The 18,970-nt window shown below is 33.0% G+C and carries 34 protein-coding genes and 1 pseudogene; 2 read left to right on the plus strand and 33 right to left on the minus strand.

The window, feature by feature from the left end:
- The 14 genes from JCM16418_RS25495 to JCM16418_RS22210 all read right to left on the minus strand — a co-directional run.
- Positions 1–183 (minus strand): bromodomain-containing protein (locus JCM16418_RS25495; protein ID WP_036653366.1); only part of this gene is annotated, 183 nt, incomplete at its 3' end.
- Between the two features lie 112 nt (positions 184–295).
- Positions 296–670, minus strand: a complete 375-nt coding sequence (locus JCM16418_RS22155; protein ID WP_036653369.1) for a hypothetical protein — start codon at positions 668–670, stop codon at positions 296–298.
- 290 nt (positions 671–960) lie between these two features.
- On the minus strand, positions 961–1,155 hold the full coding sequence (locus JCM16418_RS22160; RefSeq protein WP_036653371.1) for a hypothetical protein: 195 nt from the start codon (positions 1,153–1,155) through the stop codon (positions 961–963).
- An 87-nt stretch (positions 1,156–1,242) separates the two neighbouring features.
- Positions 1,243–2,229, minus strand: coding sequence for a DNA cytosine methyltransferase (locus tag JCM16418_RS22165; protein WP_242403950.1), 987 nt, complete (start codon positions 2,227–2,229; stop codon positions 1,243–1,245).
- A 163-nt stretch (positions 2,230–2,392) separates the two neighbouring features.
- Positions 2,393–2,815: a hypothetical protein gene (locus JCM16418_RS24040; RefSeq protein ID WP_148298891.1), complete on the minus strand. Its 423-nt coding sequence runs from the start codon at positions 2,813–2,815 to the stop codon at positions 2,393–2,395.
- A gap of 18 nt (positions 2,816–2,833) precedes the next feature.
- Positions 2,834–3,139 (minus strand): RNA ligase family protein, encoded by a 306-nt coding sequence (locus JCM16418_RS24045; RefSeq protein WP_158442453.1) that lies wholly within the window; start codon positions 3,137–3,139, stop codon positions 2,834–2,836.
- Complete coding sequence (locus tag JCM16418_RS24050) at positions 3,117–3,497, minus strand: hypothetical protein (RefSeq protein WP_052020696.1); 381 nt, start codon at positions 3,495–3,497, stop codon at positions 3,117–3,119. Before JCM16418_RS24050 ends, JCM16418_RS24045 begins: the two co-directional genes overlap by 23 nt.
- A 52-nt stretch (positions 3,498–3,549) precedes the next feature.
- Entirely contained in the window at positions 3,550–3,807 is a 258-nt protein-coding gene (locus JCM16418_RS22180) for a hypothetical protein (RefSeq protein WP_052020698.1), read from the minus strand.
- 140 nt (positions 3,808–3,947) lie between these two features.
- Positions 3,948–4,301 carry a hypothetical protein gene (locus tag JCM16418_RS22185; RefSeq protein ID WP_036653373.1) on the minus strand — a complete coding sequence of 118 codons (354 nt, stop codon included), beginning with the start codon at positions 4,299–4,301 and terminating at the stop codon, positions 3,948–3,950.
- A 71-nt stretch (positions 4,302–4,372) separates the two neighbouring features.
- The gene (locus tag JCM16418_RS22190) at positions 4,373–4,630 is read right to left on the minus strand and encodes a hypothetical protein (RefSeq protein ID WP_036653377.1); all 258 of its coding nucleotides are present in this window, start codon (positions 4,628–4,630) and stop codon (positions 4,373–4,375) included.
- Between the two features lie 35 nt (positions 4,631–4,665).
- Positions 4,666–5,322 carry a single-stranded-DNA-specific exonuclease RecJ family protein gene (locus JCM16418_RS22195; RefSeq protein ID WP_158442454.1) on the minus strand — a complete coding sequence of 219 codons (657 nt, stop codon included), beginning with the start codon at positions 5,320–5,322 and terminating at the stop codon, positions 4,666–4,668.
- Positions 5,323–5,392: 70 nt separating this feature from the next.
- Entirely contained in the window at positions 5,393–6,358 is a 966-nt protein-coding gene (locus JCM16418_RS22200) for a DHH family phosphoesterase (RefSeq protein WP_036653382.1), read from the minus strand.
- A gap of 73 nt (positions 6,359–6,431) precedes the next feature.
- A complete protein-coding gene (locus tag JCM16418_RS22205) occupies positions 6,432–6,656 on the minus strand; it encodes a hypothetical protein (protein ID WP_036653385.1) in 225 nt (74 codons plus the stop codon).
- 29 nt (positions 6,657–6,685) lie between these two features.
- Positions 6,686–7,027, minus strand: coding sequence for a DUF3939 domain-containing protein (locus JCM16418_RS22210; RefSeq protein ID WP_036653386.1), 342 nt, complete (start codon positions 7,025–7,027; stop codon positions 6,686–6,688).
- A gap of 174 nt (positions 7,028–7,201) precedes the next feature.
- Between JCM16418_RS22210 and JCM16418_RS24055 the strand changes: the two genes are divergently transcribed.
- Both JCM16418_RS24055 and JCM16418_RS22220 read left to right on the plus strand, forming a co-directional pair.
- Positions 7,202–7,981, plus strand: a complete 780-nt coding sequence (locus JCM16418_RS24055) for a stalk domain-containing protein (protein ID WP_052020700.1) — start codon at positions 7,202–7,204, stop codon at positions 7,979–7,981.
- Between the two features lie 75 nt (positions 7,982–8,056).
- A complete protein-coding gene (locus tag JCM16418_RS22220) occupies positions 8,057–8,554 on the plus strand; it encodes a stalk domain-containing protein (RefSeq protein WP_036653388.1) in 498 nt (165 codons plus the stop codon).
- A gap of 65 nt (positions 8,555–8,619) precedes the next feature.
- On the opposite strand, the gene JCM16418_RS22225 is transcribed toward JCM16418_RS22220, so the two are convergent.
- From JCM16418_RS22225 to JCM16418_RS22305, 19 genes and pseudogenes are all read right to left on the minus strand, one after another.
- The gene (locus JCM16418_RS22225; RefSeq protein WP_036653389.1) at positions 8,620–8,886 is read right to left on the minus strand and encodes a hypothetical protein; all 267 of its coding nucleotides are present in this window, start codon (positions 8,884–8,886) and stop codon (positions 8,620–8,622) included.
- Between the two features lie 41 nt (positions 8,887–8,927).
- Positions 8,928–9,287 (minus strand): hypothetical protein, encoded by a 360-nt coding sequence (locus tag JCM16418_RS22230; protein ID WP_036653391.1) that lies wholly within the window; start codon positions 9,285–9,287, stop codon positions 8,928–8,930.
- 27 nt (positions 9,288–9,314) lie between these two features.
- Positions 9,315–9,665 carry a hypothetical protein gene (locus JCM16418_RS22235; protein WP_036653392.1) on the minus strand — a complete coding sequence of 117 codons (351 nt, stop codon included), beginning with the start codon at positions 9,663–9,665 and terminating at the stop codon, positions 9,315–9,317.
- A gap of 256 nt (positions 9,666–9,921) precedes the next feature.
- The gene (locus JCM16418_RS22240) at positions 9,922–10,599 is read right to left on the minus strand and encodes an SLOG family protein (RefSeq protein WP_242403948.1); all 678 of its coding nucleotides are present in this window, start codon (positions 10,597–10,599) and stop codon (positions 9,922–9,924) included.
- A 19-nt stretch (positions 10,600–10,618) separates the two neighbouring features.
- The gene (locus JCM16418_RS22245; RefSeq protein WP_036653394.1) at positions 10,619–10,834 is read right to left on the minus strand and encodes a hypothetical protein; all 216 of its coding nucleotides are present in this window, start codon (positions 10,832–10,834) and stop codon (positions 10,619–10,621) included.
- Between the two features lie 19 nt (positions 10,835–10,853).
- Positions 10,854–11,096: a hypothetical protein gene (locus JCM16418_RS22250; RefSeq protein WP_036653395.1), complete on the minus strand. Its 243-nt coding sequence runs from the start codon at positions 11,094–11,096 to the stop codon at positions 10,854–10,856.
- 54 nt (positions 11,097–11,150) lie between these two features.
- A complete protein-coding gene (locus tag JCM16418_RS22255) occupies positions 11,151–11,354 on the minus strand; it encodes a hypothetical protein (RefSeq protein ID WP_036653397.1) in 204 nt (67 codons plus the stop codon).
- 76 nt (positions 11,355–11,430) lie between these two features.
- Positions 11,431–11,748, minus strand: coding sequence for a hypothetical protein (locus JCM16418_RS22260; protein WP_036653398.1), 318 nt, complete (start codon positions 11,746–11,748; stop codon positions 11,431–11,433).
- A gap of 69 nt (positions 11,749–11,817) precedes the next feature.
- Positions 11,818–12,081: pseudogene (locus JCM16418_RS26985) on the minus strand (YopX family protein); the annotation flags it as partial.
- A gap of 271 nt (positions 12,082–12,352) precedes the next feature.
- Positions 12,353–12,538 (minus strand): hypothetical protein, encoded by a 186-nt coding sequence (locus tag JCM16418_RS22265; RefSeq protein WP_036653400.1) that lies wholly within the window; start codon positions 12,536–12,538, stop codon positions 12,353–12,355.
- 184 nt (positions 12,539–12,722) lie between these two features.
- Positions 12,723–13,808 (minus strand): hypothetical protein, encoded by a 1,086-nt coding sequence (locus JCM16418_RS22270; protein ID WP_036653401.1) that lies wholly within the window; start codon positions 13,806–13,808, stop codon positions 12,723–12,725.
- A 20-nt stretch (positions 13,809–13,828) separates the two neighbouring features.
- Entirely contained in the window at positions 13,829–15,259 is a 1,431-nt protein-coding gene (locus tag JCM16418_RS22275) for a replication protein (protein WP_242403949.1), read from the minus strand.
- A 126-nt stretch (positions 15,260–15,385) separates the two neighbouring features.
- The gene (locus JCM16418_RS24060; protein WP_506329604.1) at positions 15,386–15,979 is read right to left on the minus strand and encodes a YorH family phage-derived protein; all 594 of its coding nucleotides are present in this window, start codon (positions 15,977–15,979) and stop codon (positions 15,386–15,388) included.
- 370 nt (positions 15,980–16,349) lie between these two features.
- Complete coding sequence (locus JCM16418_RS25120) at positions 16,350–16,526, minus strand: hypothetical protein (protein ID WP_156327243.1); 177 nt, start codon at positions 16,524–16,526, stop codon at positions 16,350–16,352.
- Between the two features lie 43 nt (positions 16,527–16,569).
- Positions 16,570–16,776, minus strand: a complete 207-nt coding sequence (locus tag JCM16418_RS22285) for a hypothetical protein (RefSeq protein ID WP_036653405.1) — start codon at positions 16,774–16,776, stop codon at positions 16,570–16,572.
- On the minus strand, positions 16,769–17,056 hold the full coding sequence (locus JCM16418_RS22290) for a hypothetical protein (RefSeq protein WP_036653406.1): 288 nt from the start codon (positions 17,054–17,056) through the stop codon (positions 16,769–16,771). The genes JCM16418_RS22285 and JCM16418_RS22290 overlap by 8 nt, the downstream gene beginning before the upstream one ends.
- 50 nt (positions 17,057–17,106) lie before the next feature.
- Complete coding sequence (locus JCM16418_RS22295) at positions 17,107–17,328, minus strand: hypothetical protein (protein WP_036653408.1); 222 nt, start codon at positions 17,326–17,328, stop codon at positions 17,107–17,109.
- Between the two features lie 293 nt (positions 17,329–17,621).
- Positions 17,622–18,236, minus strand: coding sequence for a macro domain-containing protein (locus JCM16418_RS22300; RefSeq protein WP_036653409.1), 615 nt, complete (start codon positions 18,234–18,236; stop codon positions 17,622–17,624).
- A gap of 40 nt (positions 18,237–18,276) precedes the next feature.
- Positions 18,277–18,970, minus strand: a 694-nt coding sequence (locus JCM16418_RS22305) for an ATP-dependent DNA ligase (RefSeq protein WP_036653424.1), incomplete at its 5' end; no start/stop codon positions are given.

The following is an 18,970-nucleotide window of genomic DNA, read 5'->3' on the forward strand; positions in this document are numbered from 1 at the left end:
CGCCGATCCATTGCCGCCAAAATGAATAATTGTGTCGTGAGAAACCCATTTTCTACAATGATTATCAGAGTCCAAAAATTCTTCTCTTGTTTTATGTAATTTATTAATTATTGATTGCTCATTCTGTCCGTAAGAAATACTATCAATGTTAAGCCATCCTCGTACTTGGGTGTACATTCCCATCTCCACTTCATCTCCTCTTATTTTGATAAAACAGTTTTTTCACATAATCATATGTATATAAAATTCTTATTTCATGTTCCAATATATACAGATTGTGATAGCTGTTAATCATCTATTTCAAGTATTCTAACTCGGCATAATCATCAGGAATCATATCCCCAAAGATCGTATCATTCCAATACTTTGCATCTGCAATATATTGATTAATTTCAATGATTTTACTTGTTAATGCAGCTCTCTCAATATCACTAATTTTGGAGTTTCTTGAGTCTGTAATTGTTTGTTTAGTGATAAGGTATTTATTAATATCTGCTTTATAGGAATAATAATTATTAGTCCATACAATGGGAGTGATAATCAAAAAAATTGAAGAAATTAACGTTATAATCAACCATGTAAAATTCCAATCAGAACATTCATCTGTCCTTTTCAAGCTAATCACACTAAGTACCAGAATTAATAGTAATGCAAGAACAATAATTAACATTTAAACATCTCCTCTAAAATTATATAAATTTCGCTCTACTCTGGTCTCCACTCAGGTTTTGCTACGTAAAATGCTTCAACGTATTTACCTAGTAACTCTTCCAATCCATTGCGTTTCAGCAGCTCAATACCTTCGACTTCCCCTGCAAGCCCACAATAAATTTCCCAGTTTGAATATAAATCAAGTTCTTTAGCTTTTCTCTTATACTTTTTATCAGTGGTAAAAGTACCTGTACACTCATATAACTGCTCTAAAATTTCAAGTACGTCTTTCTGATCAATAGAAAAACTTTACTCTATATGCCAGCTTTCAAATTGTATATAGGCACAGATAACTTCAAATGTCTCAAGATCATATGGAGCTTTAACCCAAACTTTTCTTGGTTCATAATCATAGGTATGAGTTAGATAGTAAATATATTCTTTAGAACTTTTTAGTATTTTTTTCTCTTTAACATAAATTACTACTTCCTTAGCTGTTTTCATTCTGAGTCTCCTTTTATATGTATAAAATATTGGTTTCATACAGACTAACTTTCTATCTATTCTAGCTATGTATTCTTTATTATGATATTAATTTAATATGTTTTTCGATTCACCTAGCAAGTCAATCCCGTAATCCTCTTCTATTATTACTTTAAATATAGCTTCTAACACTTGTACTACAATACTATTACCAGCCAATGCGTAAAGTGTTGCATTACGTTTACCAGCTTTAGTCGGAAACACGCCAATCATTAGATCGAAGTCATTATCATCAAAGCCAAGCAATCGCCAACACTCACGCTCTGTTAAATATCTATATTCAGGTCTATTCAATCTGATAATACCTGCATTTGGGCATCTATCCTGTCTTTCTGTGATCGTGTAGCAATAATCTCCTATAACATCTAATTGTCGTTTGTAACTACCGATTGGGAAAGGATTAAATTCTTTAATTTTACTAAGCATTGATGGTACTTTAATAAGATACTGTTCTGGGATCTCGTCATCTTGACCAAATTCCAAAAACTCATTTATGTTTTTCATTGGAATATGAACCAATTTGCTGAAATCAAAAGTTTCGTCAGCTAATAATGAGATACAAAATACTCTTTCTCTTCCATGTGGAACTCCAAAGTTTCGTGCGTCTAAAATGTCAAATGAGTTCGTATATCCTAAGTCCTTCATTTCTTGCATGTAAAAATCAAATATAGGCATCACATTTTTATCAAGTACACCTTTTACATTCTCCCAAATAACGACTTTAGGCTTCCAACTACCCATTTCTTTGATGATACGCAAAGTTTCTAGCATCAACTGTGATCGAGAACTTTCATCATTCCCCTTTCTTTTTCTATTACCTCTGCTATTATCTTGACAAGGAGAACCGTGAATTAATATATCTGGCTTTAAATTCCATCCTCTAACGTCTTGTGGTTTGTGGATATGATCATACAGTGCGTTATATGCTCTAACTCTGTTCTGCTGCCATTCCACATAATCAATACATTTATGATCTAAACCAAGATTAATTAGTGCCTTACGAGGAGCTCCAATACCACCGAACAATTCAAGAATTTAAATCAATTTCCAACCTCATTTTTCTGTATTATAATTTTATGTTTTTTTACTCTTTTATTCCTATTAAGCACTTTTACTATTAATGATTTGCTTAACAATCAGGGGCAATTTTTTACCAATGCTTTTACGAATATCCTTTTCTTCAAAGACTTCCAGACTATCAGCCTTCTTTCATTATATCCTCGTAGGCACGAGTGCTAAGATTTTTTAGAATTATTCCCAATTCTTCAATCCCAAAAGAGTCTTCCAAAATATCTTCATCTACAAGTTTGTAGATTAGCTTCTCTACTCTTGCGTTTGTTAAGCACTCTGTAACAAATTGAGATTCTACAGATTGAAAGTTTGGATATTTCGGAGCCTTTTGTTTTTGAATTTCCCCATACTCATCAGATACAAGTTTGACAAAAATCTGATTTCCAAAACGATCGATGTAATCAACATTTTTTACTACAATTCCTTCACCAGTATTACCAAGAACAGACTTTCCTATATAAGATTGAAGGTTTTCAAACGAAACATATTCACCTTCATAAAGTAATGGGATTAGATTTAAATTTAGTCGCATTGACTCATCTTTGACCATTGAAAAGTTAGCATATTCTTAAACAAATTCGTTATAAATATCAAATAAATAAAATTGATTCATATTCTCACCATAATCAAGTTTATGTTTCACCAACCACTCTCCAAAATAAATTACACCTTCAAGCAGCTTACTAACATCCAGAGTCTGTGTCCATTCATAGAATCCACGAAGGTTGTTTTCAATGCTTAATTGAGTTTTACGGGAAAATGATATGATTTCATCACCTACACGTTTAAATGATGCATTTGCTCCGTCAAGTTTTTCTTGATAAAACTCTTCTTTCTTGGACTTAATTTCGCTATACGTACATGCCTCTATCAAATCCTGTAATGATACTATCATTTTGTAATTTCAAGAGAATATTGTTAACTTTGTTGTATACGTTCCTAGCTTTTCCAGATGGCTTACCACTTAAAATCTCAGATTGATAGTCGTAAGACTGTAACCAATCTTCATTAAGAACATCGATATCCCTTATCTCTAAAGTGTTTAAACATACACTCAAATTAAAGGTAGTGTTTCTATCAACCGATTCAACATAATAGAGAGTTGGTTTATTATGATTTGTGAATCCATAATTCAATAAGGACTGTTTCGTTTGAGCTGTCGATATTTTAATGCGATTGGTAAACCCCTTGCTTGTTAATTCTTCCTTTAATGGTTTAGTGATCAGAATCATTATTCTTTCCCTCCCTGGTTAATTAACTTGATGAAATTCAAATTCATTAAAACTATTTTTGAATGCTACTTTTATGCTCTCTTAGCTTATCCTGCATTTCTCTGATCGATTTCGAAACCTCTATTACTGTCATCTGTATTTCTTTCTGCATTTCCTTCGGGATATTTACGTGATCCAAGACAGTCAACCCCCATGAAAGCTGATGAGAGGCATTCCCCATATGCACTAAAGATTGATAGATATAGTCATCAAGCAATCCGAGCTCCTTGAATCGATCATAGCCAAGGTTGATGTGCTTCGTAACTTCCAAATTTAGCAGCTTTGTTCATTTTTTTACCACCCCTCATTTTCGCTGCTCAGTATCATTTAGACTAATTAACTCTTTCTTCTGCATGAAGCACTTTTATGTACAATACCATTTTATTAAAGCCTTATTTATCAATGGTTTTTTTAATCAATAATTACCCATTGACCATTAATCTCAGCTTCAGAAAGCTTTCTTTCTGTAAACCCATAATCTAAATCGAAATCTACTTCTTTATGCCAATGCTCACTTCTGATACGTTTTCCTTTTTCACTTCTAGCTTTCCACGCAACCCAGAAATCTACATGTATAATTTCAATTTCCCAATCGTCAGCCATCCATTCTTCCTTACTGAAAAATATTCCTTTTCCTTTTCTCTCTTCGTGCCCAATATATATTAAAATTAGTATATCGGCATCTAGTATTAATCTTGTATTTATTGATTTAGAGTATATAACTTGATTAGGCTTAATCTTTCTTACTGCTTCTACTATATTCATCCGTTACTCCTTTCTATTTTTATTATTCTATCCGTCCATCAAACAGACAAACGGATAGAAGTTGCTAAATATTAGAGTGATTTTGCAAAATCCTTACCATTGCTTCCTGTTTTTCTCCGCAACTTATAGAATTTTGTTAAAGTCGAGTTTCCTTTTTGAGTCCCTTGAACTACATGAGCAGATTGAAAATTCAATCCCTCCTTCTTACAAATCAATTTCGCATCACGTTCAGCCTGATATAGATACCTTGGTGCTTTTTCACCCATATCATCGAAGCTGATCATTTGGTTTTTCCCACTTTTATTCGTTGCAATAGCGTAAAATTTCATTAATATTTATCCCCTTTAGTATATTTTATTTTTAATTAGAAATAGAATAATCTTCTATAAAAATTTGGTTGGTTTTCTTCTAATCTTTTAACAGGTCTATAACGCATGTATTCATTCACACTAAGAGTTCCAACTATATCTATAGTTTGATGTAATGGAAACTCATTGATAAAATCATCAAATATTCTAAACTTCATTGCTGCCATTTCTGGCTTTAAATCTGCATACTCTTCTTCATCTATAAACCAAGTGTGACTTACCGAACATAGTTGAGATTTTAAAGTATCGCCACTACCGAGAGCATCTTTTTTTATTGTAAACACATCTCGAACAAGAACTTTTGCAGGTTTAAAATCTTTTCCACTGATCCTGAAAAACGAATTGATACTATGTATTAATTGTTCATTAATATCTTCAATGCTAAATTCAAAGTCATATACTAAATCAGAATTAAATTTAAAATGTTCAAGTTTAGTGTTCACTTCATCTTTAAAGTCATTTAATTTATTTTTCCAGCATCCCGTTCCTCCAGCTTCAGGATGGCCTCCTGCAAATATTGCCTGTTCAACATTTTCTAAAAATTCTAACATTGAAAAACCATCTGGTGATCTGTAGCTGCCAGTATACTGAGGACTTTCCTCTGATTTATGTCCAAATACAATTGCTGGTCTATTAAACTTCTCTGTAATCAATTGAGCGCATAGTCCGTTATATTCCTTTCCTATAGTTGGCTCAACAACAACAATACAATTATCATCTTCATTAATTTGAGGTTGTATTAGTTTGATAGGATTGTTTTTGTTTTATCTTTCGTTCCTTATTTGCATTAATTAATTCTTTAGCTATTTCTAAACATTCTATGGGATCATCTGATATATATAATCCAATCGCTTTCTCAAATTCATTTTTACGTGTAATTGCACTTACACACGGAGAAACACTGTATACGAACTTATTTGAATCCATAGTATTCGTATCTACTTTAAGTTCGTTTAATAATGTCTTCAAACCTAAATTTTTTACATTTTTAAGCGCTAAATCTATATAGTATCTATTTTCTGGTTCTAACGCTGACATAGAATCGGCAAGCAATGAAAGACCAGCCATATCAACCATTTCTTCTGCGTAATCTCCACCTGTATAATCATCGAGAGCCTGACAGACCTTATATGCGACCATACCACCAGATAATTCATGATTAGGATAGTCACAATCAGGCATTTGAGGATTTACTATTAAAGCATGTGTATTATCTTTGCCTTCCCACTTGTGATGATCGATAATGATAATATTGGTTCCATTTGCCCTGATACGTTCACAAGAATCAACATCATTCGTACTGGAATCAATTGCAACTAACAGTCTTGTGTTTGGATCTATTACATCTTCAGCAGTATTCAATCCATGACCGTCCCTGCGCTGCTTATGTATAATTCTGACTTTAGCTGACAGATACCTAAGATATCTATACATGATAGCTCCTGAGAGAGCCCCATCATGATCAATATCCGCAAATATAATAATTTCATGATCTTTTGAAATATGTAACAAAATCAAATTGACTACTTCTTCTAAATTTTTCAATAAAGAATAATGATGTATATTTCTTACCGAGGGGTTTAAAAATTCATCAATGTCCGAAATTCCATAAATGCAAGCCAACTTCTTAGTTATTGTATCATTTTCATCATAAGGTAATGCTGGTTCTCGTTGTCGCCATTTCTTCATTTATCACTCTGCCTTTCCAATTATCTATCTTGCATAATTAATATACCATTTATAAATTCGATAAGTCAATACGTTATTCGGTATTTTTTACTTTTATTATATTTCGATAACTTATTCTTGCTAATGACTTTAAATCTTCAATATCAGGAACACCACTCAAAAAGTGTTTATCCCATAACTTGCTCATAGAAACCTCATCATAGTCCTTAATGATATCAGAAGGATGTAACTTGTGTTGTTCTCTTAGTTGCATTAATGCCATACCTAGTAGCAATTGGTCTCGTTTAATTTTCTTCATATAAACATCTCCATTTAAAATATCCTTACTTATAATTTATTGTTTTTATCTTTAAACCATTTCCAAAGTGAGTTAGATACTACTTCAGTAAAGTTACTACACAGCTTGTTCCCATCGTCTATAAAACATTTGGTGCAACCAAACACACGATCATTATTCGAACATGTATTGCAATTTTTATCTAATAGATCATCATATTCTTTATCTGTCATAAAGTATAACGACTCAGATGAAATATTCAGATAATTATTTAAGTAGATTAGGTTCTTTTTCATGTCTTCCTTAATAACAATTCTACTATTATATCTATTTTTAATCTTCTCACCAAAAATAGGCATATTAATTTTAAGATATTCTTGCAGTTCATCCAAAGTGTTAATGCCTTCTAACCAGTATCTATCTGAATATCCACTTTTAGTTTCACAATAAATAAATATTTATTATCATCTCCTTATTTTTATTATACATGAAATATGTGTTTATATAGTCAATTAGCATCATACCTGATATATTTATAGGTATTATGATCTAAAGGAGAGTTTTGGATGAAAAAGAAATTATTAGTTGGTCTTGGAACTATTATTATTAGTGGTTCAATAGCAACAGGCGTTTTTGCCGCAAATCAATATACAATTCTTGTGAATGGTAGCAAAATTTATGCCGATGTAAAAATTATCAACGGGTCAACTTATGTTCCGTTAAGAGCTGTTTCTGAAGCACTTGGTGCAAATGTATCTTTAGATACTAAGGGTACAATAAGTATAACAAATTCAACTAATACAGATATAAATCATCAAGACAGCGTAGCACCTTCACCTTCTCCAGCACCTTCAATACCTGCACCTACTCAAATTCCCACACAAAAACTTACTACTCGATCTAATCCAGCCAGCTTATCTGTATTAGTACCTTTCACAGCATCAGCAATTTCTGATCAGTTCGGTGGAAATATCACTGTCTTATCAACAATCAGAGGTGCAGAAGCTTGGAAAATAATATACGATGAAAATTTTTTCAATTCTGCTCCAAGAAATGGATATGAATACATACTCGCAAACATAAAAATTGATATCACTTCTACTCTTCAAACTGACAATGCTGTTAGCGTAAGCCCCATGGATTTTACATTAGTTTCAAGTAATGGCGTTGATTATAGACAAGAAACTGTGGTAGTACCAGATGGCGGCATTAGGACTCAAATTTATGCTGGCGGATCTCGTACTGGTTGGGTAGCTTTTCTTGTTAAAACAGATGATCCTTCTCCTCTTATTGTTTATGGCAGAAAGAGCAACGGTTCTGCTGGACTGTGGTTTAAGACAAATTAAGCTTATTTAAGACTAAATTCTCTGATTAATATTATATTCACATCAACTAAGCAAGTGTAAAAGGAGATTCTAAGAATGAAAGATAAGATTAAAGGTCTAGTTTTAGGAATTACAATAGGCACTATGCTAACTGGTACAGCAGCATTTGCAGCTAACGGGACAAGTATTAAGGCAGTCATTCAGAAAATGAACATATATGTAGATGGTTCTAAGAAAATCAATACAGACGCTATTTCATACAAAGGAACAACATATGTTCCAGTACGTGCTATCGGAAATTCAATTGGTAAACAAGTTGGTCTTCAGGGTGACAACCTCTATATAGGGAAACAACCTACGGTAAAAGTTACACAAGACCGAGCAATTGATCTGGTATATAAGAAAATTAAGAAAGATGCAGATAAGTATAAACTACGTTTTATGATTGATGGAGAGGAAAACAACAAATATACTGTTTGGGCATATGAACAAATGTCTGACCACACTGCAACATATGGTTGGTACTACGTGAACAAGAATACAGGCAAAGTTACAAAAATGGATATTGCTTCAGGCGAAGAAGTAGACGCATAAAAAAAATATTTTTGTATTTAAGAGAACGAGCTTCAATATAGGGCTACGTTCTTTTTTCTGATAGCTTATGTTAAAATGTTCATTTTATCAAATAATTGAATCTCTAGTTTTCTAATAATTTCAGGTTCTAAGCATTCACCATAATATTCCCAACTACTATTTCGATGAATCAAATCATCGAATATTACTTTTGCAGTCTCTTCATCTAAAAAATCTGCATTGTGAATCTTTTCTACTGACCAAGACGTAACGTTTAAATCTGTATCTGTCTCTTGATGAAAACTTGCAAATTCACCATTAGTTAACTCAATTACATAGTATTCTCTTTTCATAATCATTCTCCTTATCTAAGTGAAATGTGTATTTTATCAACTTATAATTTCTTGCCACATACTGGGCAAAACACTATTTTAACTCCGTATAACGAATGTGGTACGCTTCCACCTATCACGCTATCCTCCAAGTAATTCGCACTATTGATAAACACGCTATAATCACTTAATTGACTTTTCATTAAAGGTTTTCTATCAGATAATGGATTGCCAGTGCAATATTCACATCCTTTTCTGATTTTATTCTCCTCTATAAAGTTCAACATATCATCAATCGCTTGAATTCTGCCTTCTGCCCTATAACTATCTTCAGGTAAAATCTGATGATATTTAAGTATATCTGCTACTTCTTTTGATCGTTCCCCATAATCTTTCGCCCAGATAACCAATTCATCAAGCATTAATAACCCTCTTTACTATATGTATTTTCAATCTTGCAAGACAATCTTATTATTTTCCCAATATGACATTCTAGCTCTATCACTTTCAATCTCATTCAAACTGTCTTTTACTTCTGCGGCCTGATCATAATTGGTTGTTGCAGAAAACACAATTCCACTTCTTCCCTGAACTACATGAATAGTTTGTGTTTCAGGCTTTCTAAATTCCCTATATTTCTTTAGTTCATTCATCAATCTGCAAATTAGCATATCATCGTCATCAGGAGACGCTGGAATGCTCATCTTGCCCCTTCCATTGATAAATCGTTTCAGTGCTTCATGTACTCCATCGAGATCAACTGGTTCTTCATATTGCTTTTCAAATTCTTCTTGTGTCATTTATACACTTCCATTCTGTTTATCAATTTTAACAGCAACATTTAATAATTCCTTAGATATAGCTCTCAATTCCATATCACATAAAATACGCATTTTATCAGTATATTAGTCTGCTGAAATCCTTTTTAACAATAGGCAGTAATCATCAACAATCGTTGTTGAAGAAATAATAAAAAGTGTCTTCCGTGCTAAATTGTTGTCTGTTTTGAATTTTTCATATGATGAAATAAGATTATAAGTAGATGAAACGTGCCTTTTATCCGAACATCCCATAAAGTATATCGAGTTCAAAATCATATTGGGGCTTCAACGTGTATAGTGTTTTTTCGCTTTGTCTTGCATAACGAACACAGTTACCAGTTCCTCCTTTCGTTCCATCCCATGCTGCGACAATTATTCTGCTTTGGTCTACCATATATTCGTTACGTTTCTGCATCTTGGCGACATGATAATCACCAATCTTTACACCAGCAACTCCGTATTCAGGCAGCTCATCTACGTAATAAACATCATCTGCAACATCTAACATTCTCTTGTACCATAACTGTGTTTCTTTATCACTCCATTTTATTGCTTGATTCTTAAATGGAACAGCTACAATATTCTGAATATTTGAATAATACTTCTTCTTTAAGCTATTAACAGTCCAGAAGGCAATCTGATCAAAACCAATTGCTCCTCCAGAAATGAATCGCTCGATGCCCTCGTCTTCAATTAAATCGATCAGCACAGGCTCAAGTTTATTATGTATGTGTTTTGATTGTTTATCAGTAAGACTGTAACAGTTACCTAGTTTATTTGGTCGATGACCTGTAAAACAAATTGTCTTTCGTTCAAGCTCTTCTCTCAACTGATCTTGTTTGCCATGCTCTTCCATTCTTCGTTTTATGTCTGCTCTTCCTTCTGGTGTATTGAGTCTGGCGAAGTCAACCATTAATTCTTTATCACCCTTTCTAAATGAAACAGCCCTTTTGTTGTGACTTAATATGTTTTAGTACTTGAAATAGTATGTGTGACCGAACCATCATTCCTTCATCAATGACCTCTTCATTCGATTTAATAACCCAGTGATCTTTTGTTACATTCACATAATATCTACCATCAAAATATAAACCTTCTCCTCTTTTTAAAAAATCTAGTTTTTTTAATTCAAAATCAAACTCATTCATCTAGTAACCTCCCTGTCATCTAACGACCTATGTATCCTTCTGTTTGACCATCTCTTAACTTATATTTAATTGTATATGTATAATCTCCATTTTCCTTTTGAGCAATTGGATCTCCATTCTGCATATAGAATCCTGCGACACCGCACTTTCCTTCGATGGCAATATCTTCAGCATAGCATTTCATCAATTTCCACTTAATCACTGCTAACATTGAGTCTATTAAAACTTCTTTTTCTGCTTCAGTATAATCAAGTTTCTCCAATCATCATTCCTCCAGTTCATAATGTCTGCATGAAATTCAATCTTTCGTGTGCATTCACTTCCATACCTCCTTGTATCGATATGATGGTTCACGAATCATAAGTGTAGAATAAAATATATCCTGACCAGATCCATCAATCTTAATAACATAATTGTCATCAAAGATAATTACATATCCTTCATTTGTTAATTCAACTGCTTTGAATTGTTTGCCAGCAAGTGTTTTATTATATAGTTCAATCTCTTCTGCATTAATCACTATTAAAACTCCCTCTCAAATTTTAAAGTCTGAATAAAACTCTAACTTTCATGCATTATTTGGGGCAATACCTACTCTAAGAATGATAAACTCTTTCTAACACCATGATGTTTTGCTGGATTGTTGCAATATCTGTGAGATAGAATGTACCTTCGTCTCCACATATGGAGCATCCTACCCTTTTAAAATCTTCATCCAGTTTAAGATCACCATTATGATCTATCTCCCCTACAAAGACTCCTCTGTCTTGATGATCATTTACAAAGTATTCTCCTGATTCTTTATTGGGTTTGGCTTCATAAACTTTATTTTCGAATATTTCTCCTAGTAAATTTGTTTTAGCACTGTCGTAAACTTTGAAACTTTCCATAGCTTGGACTTTTATTTTATTCAAGAATATCAACCTCCAATTTTGAATTTTTACTCTTTATCTCTGTCATTCTATTTTACAATCCTATACTATTTATAACAGTTCAGGGTTGGTGTAAATATTGCCTTTTACTTCAGAGTATTTTTCAAAGTCATAACCATACGCTTCTGATTTCCAAGTACCATCCATATTTCTGAGACAATAACCTAGAAGTTCGTCACTCCAATCTATGTAAGCAGTAAATTCACGAATTCGTTCGTTGTACACATATGAATATTCGATGACATCACCCCTGTATAATTCTTTCCCTTTCTGATCTTGACGATCAATGTATTTACAAACTGTTACAGGATTTACTTTATACCAATATTCTGTACAAAATTACTCGCTATCCCATTCCACTATTTTCCAACGATTACATCTTCTCCAATTAAATAGCCGAAAACCAATTCATCACTATCAATTCTTTTAGCTTTATATTCATTATCTCTCACTTTTCTACTTCCCTCATTGGTTCAGATTGGGTGTTAATAAGATGCTCTTTAACTCTTGATTTAGGCAGTCTTATTAAAGCGAACGCTCCGAAATCTGATAGTGCATCCTCTCCCCTTATTGCATCTTCTGGAATTCATACCTCAAGTTTTAAGCGATGATACCCTTTATGCTTTCCTCTTTTAGTTGGTGCATGAGTTGACATACTCCCTACAAATGGAGCTAAAAATAGTAAGAAGCTATCATCACTTTTGTTTCTCATTTCGTCAGCCACTCTGTCAATTAAGCCATTCGTTACATCGAAAATCACACTTTTACTCATATCTCTTCTCTCTCTCTTATCTTAATCTCCTTTTATGCAACTCAACTTTTATTATCTAACTTTTTACATTTATTTCTACACCATACATACTTACTCCAGATTCCATAGTGATTAAAATCCTTTTTGCAGTAATGACATTTAACAATCAATTCCATCACCCTCTTTTGTACATGAAATGTTTATTTTACTCAGACTTGTTTATTCTTCTATGTATTGAGTCCTGATATAGAAAATCAAAGACTTCTTTGCCTAAATCTGTTGGTGAGTGTTTAAGATCCTTTGATAGTAAATTCTTCTTATCCCAGAACGTATGGATTGGTCTAAGTAAGCCAAATTTATCAGCTTCTTTTCTTATATCTTTCTCTTCTTTGTCCTTATCAAATGCAAGTATGATTTTAGTGTCATAGGGGAGTTTTTTTATTAGCTCTACTTGATAAAGCGTTATATCTGAACCACCAATTGCCAACGTGTTTCTATATCCAAATTCAGCAGCGTACCAGCATGATTTTTCAGCTTCAAATACGATAACCTCTCTTTTTTCAAGTATTTCGTATAATGCCAAATTCCAGTTGTACCACTCAATGGTTTTATTATATGGGTATAGGTACATGAACTTTGGAATATTCTTTTCCTTATAATTCTCATCCATTGTTCTACCTTTTACAGATATTATATCTCCGTATTGATTATAGATAGGAAAGACAATCCTTTCAGACAGAAGATCAAAACCGATCTGATATTCAGTCTGAATTTCATAGGATAATCCCTCAAGATAATATTTATAGTGTGGCATCATTACGTACTGGTTTAAAATTGAATCATCATATATTTGATTCTCGTCTATATCGCGTAGTTGCTTAGGTCTCTGCTTCTTCACTTTCTTGAGCCATCCAAGAGGATCTTCTACCTCTGGTTGCGGTGTATAGTTACCTAAATATTCAGTGAAGTTTAGATTTTCACATATCCACTTCTTCGCTTTATACAAATTCTCTTTTACTGATTCGTTATCTTCACAATCAAATACTAAGTGTGATACTAATCCAAAAATATCAATATTTGAAATACTTCTTGACCAAACAACACACTGAAGATCGTCTGAAAGGAACACTTGGACTGATCTTGTGTTTGTACTTCCAAACTTATCTGGGAGTTTTGCTTCATATCTGTTTGTTTTTTGTTTAATATTTGAGCATTCCATTTTCTCAAGAAGTTCATATACTCTATCTTCTTCATATATTTTTTTCTTTATATCTTTGAGATCGTTACCCACATGACCTCCTCCAGTAACTTCTACTTCTTATCAGAGCCGTTATTTGGAACCTGTACAAATGCTACCTCTTTCCATATATTCAAATCAGAGATCACCTCAAATACTATTTGCTCATCTTCAGACCCTTCACGGTTCTTCGGAAGAAAGAGTATCAGATATTTTTTCTCTGGATCTAATTCATATTCTTTCTTATGCCATTTTCCATCAAAATCATTTTTCTCCCAGTTATAACAGAATAAAGCCTTTTTCATTCCTTGATACTCATCTGCAAAGATTAACCTACCTGCCATTACTACTGCTGCGACCTCAACTATTTCTGGAGATTTTCCAATACTATCTAGATCAATATAGCGGAATTCTTTTCCGATTTTCATTTGAACAGTAGCTAGAGCTGCACAATTATAGTTTTCTTCTTTAATGCAATCATGTAAATCTTGTGCTGAATTTGAGAAAGCTAGCCACCTGTCTACATTTTGTTTAGATAAATCTGGCTTAAAAGTATCGAAGTAAATATGTTTATAACCTAAAGGTCTATGTAGTTCTATATTACTTATTACATCTTCTATCCGATATTTCTTTAATACTACTAATTTAATAAAATCTGGTTGATTTTGTGTTAACCATTTAGCAGCTTCTAAGAGTGTTGCTTTTGTTTCTTTCGAGAACTTACCCTTATTAACTACATCACGAGGAATAGGTTTATGTAATATTCGTGAAGCAACGGTAGCTAATAAACGTGCCTGCCATCTCTTTTTACCTTCCTCATTCACAAAAATCATAGCCTTTTCGAATGAAAGTCCACTATCTGGATTCAGAGCTTTAACATTGTGATCAAATATTGAAAGCACAAATTTTTCTGTAACAATACTTGATTTCCCGACACCTGAAGATAAAACTAAATACATCAGGTTTCCAAGTTTTTGTCCATTTATTTTTTTCGTTAATCTTGGTGACTCGTATAAAGGTAGACCAACTTCTTCTCCTAAGTCCAATTCTTCTACCATCTGGATCATATCTTCTGTGAGATTGTATATAACAACTTCTCCTGAGTTCACATGAGAGAAGGCGGTTTTAAATTTGTGTTGGCAATATGTATGCAATTGTTGCAAACTCATATCCGCAAGTTTTTTAATGAATTCCTTGCTATGTATATTTAAAAGATTATCTTTCTGCATATTACGTAGACTTTCATATTTTTGAATCTCGCTAAAGTGAAAATCATCATTAGCATTCTCTATAGATGATTCTTCCATAAGTTCATGAATTGTCTGATAACCTTTATATTTGTTATAGGTTTCTATTAAAGATTCTTTACCAAATTCATCTGGCCTAGAAACTAGAAAGGAGTATACTGCTGTGTCTTCAAACAACCTAATTCCACTGTTATACATTTCCTTACCAATATCATAGTAAAAATACCATGTAGCCTTTGTAAATGTTTCTTTTTTCACTGTATGAGATTTGTATTTGGAATACAGATTTGGATTCTTCCATAGGCTGCCTACAAATAGAGATTCATGTACTTCAGAGGGCATAATAAATTCATCCGCATATTTAAAATTAATAATATCACTCCTTTATAATAAGTCACTTATATCAAGGCCATCCTTTTTTCGATAGTAGTTACTTTTGCTTGAGTCTGTTAGATGAGACAAATCTTTTATCGTTGCAGTTAAAGCTTGAGACTTTTCATCTTCTCTCTTTTTATTTAACTGTTCCAGTCTCCATGCTTCTGACAAACTCTTTTGCATAATCGTAATACACTTACTAATTGAAGCAGCGTCACATTGACCTAATAACACATTATGTATGAACCACTTAATGTCGTCCTCTTTAAGCTTGTAAGCAGAGTACATTAATTCATAACTTGCTCCCTGCTTATATTTCTTTTCCCTTTTCCCTCTGACAATATCGTATCCACTTCTTAGTGCTTGCAATCTGGCTACTGGCATAGAAGGAATATCTATTCCTTCGGGAATTCCATGTAAGCTCTTTACATACTTATAGAGCTCATCCCATTTCTTATTCTCTTCATCAAGAAATTTTCTGTATTCAAGATGTTTTTCATAACATTTATCAATATGAAAATATTTACCCTTATCATTCTTTATCATCTTATCTCGATCTGATTCTAATTCTAAGCATCCTTGGCATTTTACTGGTCTAGCAATCTTCTATCAACTCTCCTCTCCATGAAATGAAGGTTTTACTTACTATTTACAATCTTGAAATCCACTTATCTCCATTACTCTGTATCTATCACTCAATTTCCCATTTGATTGCATTACTTTCAATGCATTTTCGGCTTGTTTTTTATTGAAATATATTTTATCGTGTAAGCCATACAAAACTCTATTCTCACCAACTGCAATTACATAATTACCGTTAATATTTTCCCCTCCCTCAACACTTCTAATTTTTACAAATCCTTATTTTGTACAATATAAACATATTTTACATTAACAACATATCATGTTAAATCTAAAAAAGTCAACGTTTATAATATTTTTTATTCATAAAACATTTTGAACCTCTATTTTATCATTTTGTGCGATAGGCATGATCGTTAAACTTGTATCTGAATTCCTCGTCAGCCCACTCATCAAAACATTTGGCATGATGTGTATCGCCATTCCCTTCTATAACATAACGATCACCTTCTTTAATCGGCTCCTCACAACCTGAATAGCATAGCGAATACTCTTCTATATTACTCATTAATATATCTCCTCTCTGTTCGAAATCGACGTTTCATTCACTATCACGCATAAACCAAACGTTCCCATTGTCCACCACAGTCAGGACATTCATATGCTACCGTCCGATCTCTACTCTTGTCATAAAGACCTATCTTTCGACTCCAATGTGTTCCTGAGTAGTTATGAACGATATCATCTGGAATTGAATCACCACGTAAATTAGCATTGCAATGTGGACAGTATTCAATCTCCGTTCCTCTCTTATTCATTTTCAAACTCATCACGTTGTAATTGAAATTTCACAATTAGATCGTTCATTCTTTTCTGTAACTCTACAACTTCAATCGCAGCTTTATTCCTATCAGCAGTCAATTTTACTTTATAGCAATCTGAACAAAGTACTTCATGTTCGTAAATAACCCAATCATTACATATCTCTGCCCCACAACCAGCATACGTGCAGTGTTGGGATTCAAACTGCTCTTGATAGAAGTAAAGTTGTCCTTCAATAGAATAAGTATTGATCATATCAGATTTAATTATTTTCATAGAACTTCCTCTTTTCTCAGATTATTTTTATCGTTCATAAAACCCTCATTTCATCCGTAAGAAGCACTGGCATCAGATGAGCTACTATAAAGCTTGCAGCCCCAGAACGACATTCTCTCAGCATCAAAGTATTTATTAAACTCATTATTCTCTCTAGCAAAATTTACACATGCTTCCTTGAAACTCTCACCTGAAGAATATCCATGATAATATACTCTTCCGCTACCGCCTGTTGCCACATAACCTTCAGACCAAATATCATAACTTCTCATATTTTAATCTCCTTTCGTTTTAACTTCGCTCATAGATTCATGGATGATAGACAGTGCTTTTTGTACTCTTTCTACGCTTTCTATGCTATCAAAGATTAATGTAAAACGTTGTAGCTGCTTCGGTATTTCATTACTAAGTTTTCTCATTAAAGACTTCTGCACATCTATCTAACTTTTCATTTTGTCCTGCAAATATCATTGTTCGATTATCTTTATCTCCAGTAACTACTGTATAACTATTAATATTTATCACTCCTCATTTTAAACGAAATATCTCTTTCACTCACAATCCTTTAGTAATCATATAAGGAATTATGTACTCTATCTCTTTGGTCATTCACATAAGCCCAATCAATTTGATCAGGTGGTTTTTTCATGTCGTTATAAGCCATTCTCATTTGTTTGGCGGCTGCATTAAATGGTAATTGACCTGTTCCTGTACCCATACCTGTAAAAGCTAAAGTCTTGATTGGATTTTGCATATAATTATACATATTAAAATCTTTTACGCTTTTAAAAACAGCTTTAGTAGCCTGATAACAATTATCTGTATTTCTAATTACCATTGGATATTTCATGGTTGGAGAATGTGCTATATAAGGAATCTTATCATTATGAGTGACAATAATAGATGATGTTCCGATTGGCTGCTCCCCCCAATACGTTCTTATAATATCTCGTTGAACTCTTTCCATGAGCTGATTACCAAAATACTTTGTTAGTACACCGTCAAAACCTCCATCCATCAGACCGTAAGAATTAGCAGGACTGACTATACAATCAATGGCATAACTTGTGGCTATATTGTAAAAATCGTCATGCAGAATTTTAACATCCTCACATCCTTTGAAAGCTGTCTCCCAAGCACGACAAAGTTCTAATTGATTTGAAAATAAAATAATATTCATGACTCCTGCTCACCTCCTCAATATTCTTTTATCTTCTCCTTTAGATTACAAACTCATCAAATACAGGTAATCTCAAAAGATTATTCTTAGTATATCCTCTATGCTTAACTACACATTTAATCAGAGGCTTTATATAAATACTGTCTTTTGTCTCACTAGTTTTTAGCTGCTGAAACACCTTATATCCTGCTTTACGTTCATTTGTACCTATGCCTAGCTCCATGACACCTACAATCCTTTTTCCGTCTGATAGCAGCCATCCAAACTCATTTTTTCTGTATCCAGCTATATAAAACTCATCCATCTCATACGCAATAACCTTTTGCCAACTTGCAGATCTCTTACCTATCTCATATTTGGAATTTGCCAACTTTAATACTACTCCTTCTAACCCTTGCTCTTTAACAAGGTTAAAGTAGTTAATACCATTACCAACGATGTATTTGGATTTAGTTATATAGTCATTATCTGAAAAGGAAGTTTCCAAAGTTTCCTTACGAGTAATCAATGGTAAATTATGCATATCATTATTTTCACTCTTAATAATATCAAATACACAGTATGTGATTTTGTGTTTACTTTTGTTGGATCTAAATCTCTCCATCATTGCATAGAAATCAGGTTTTCCATCTTTCCCTGTAACAATTAATTCTCCATCAAGTATTGTACCTCGTGGTATATTTATATTAGCGACCAACTCAGGAAAGTTGCTCGTGATCTCATTATTATGTCTG

This window comes from Paenibacillus pini JCM 16418, assembly GCF_000576305.1.
Taxonomy (GTDB): Bacteria; Bacillota; Bacilli; order Paenibacillales; family Paenibacillaceae; genus Paenibacillus_AQ; species Paenibacillus_AQ pini.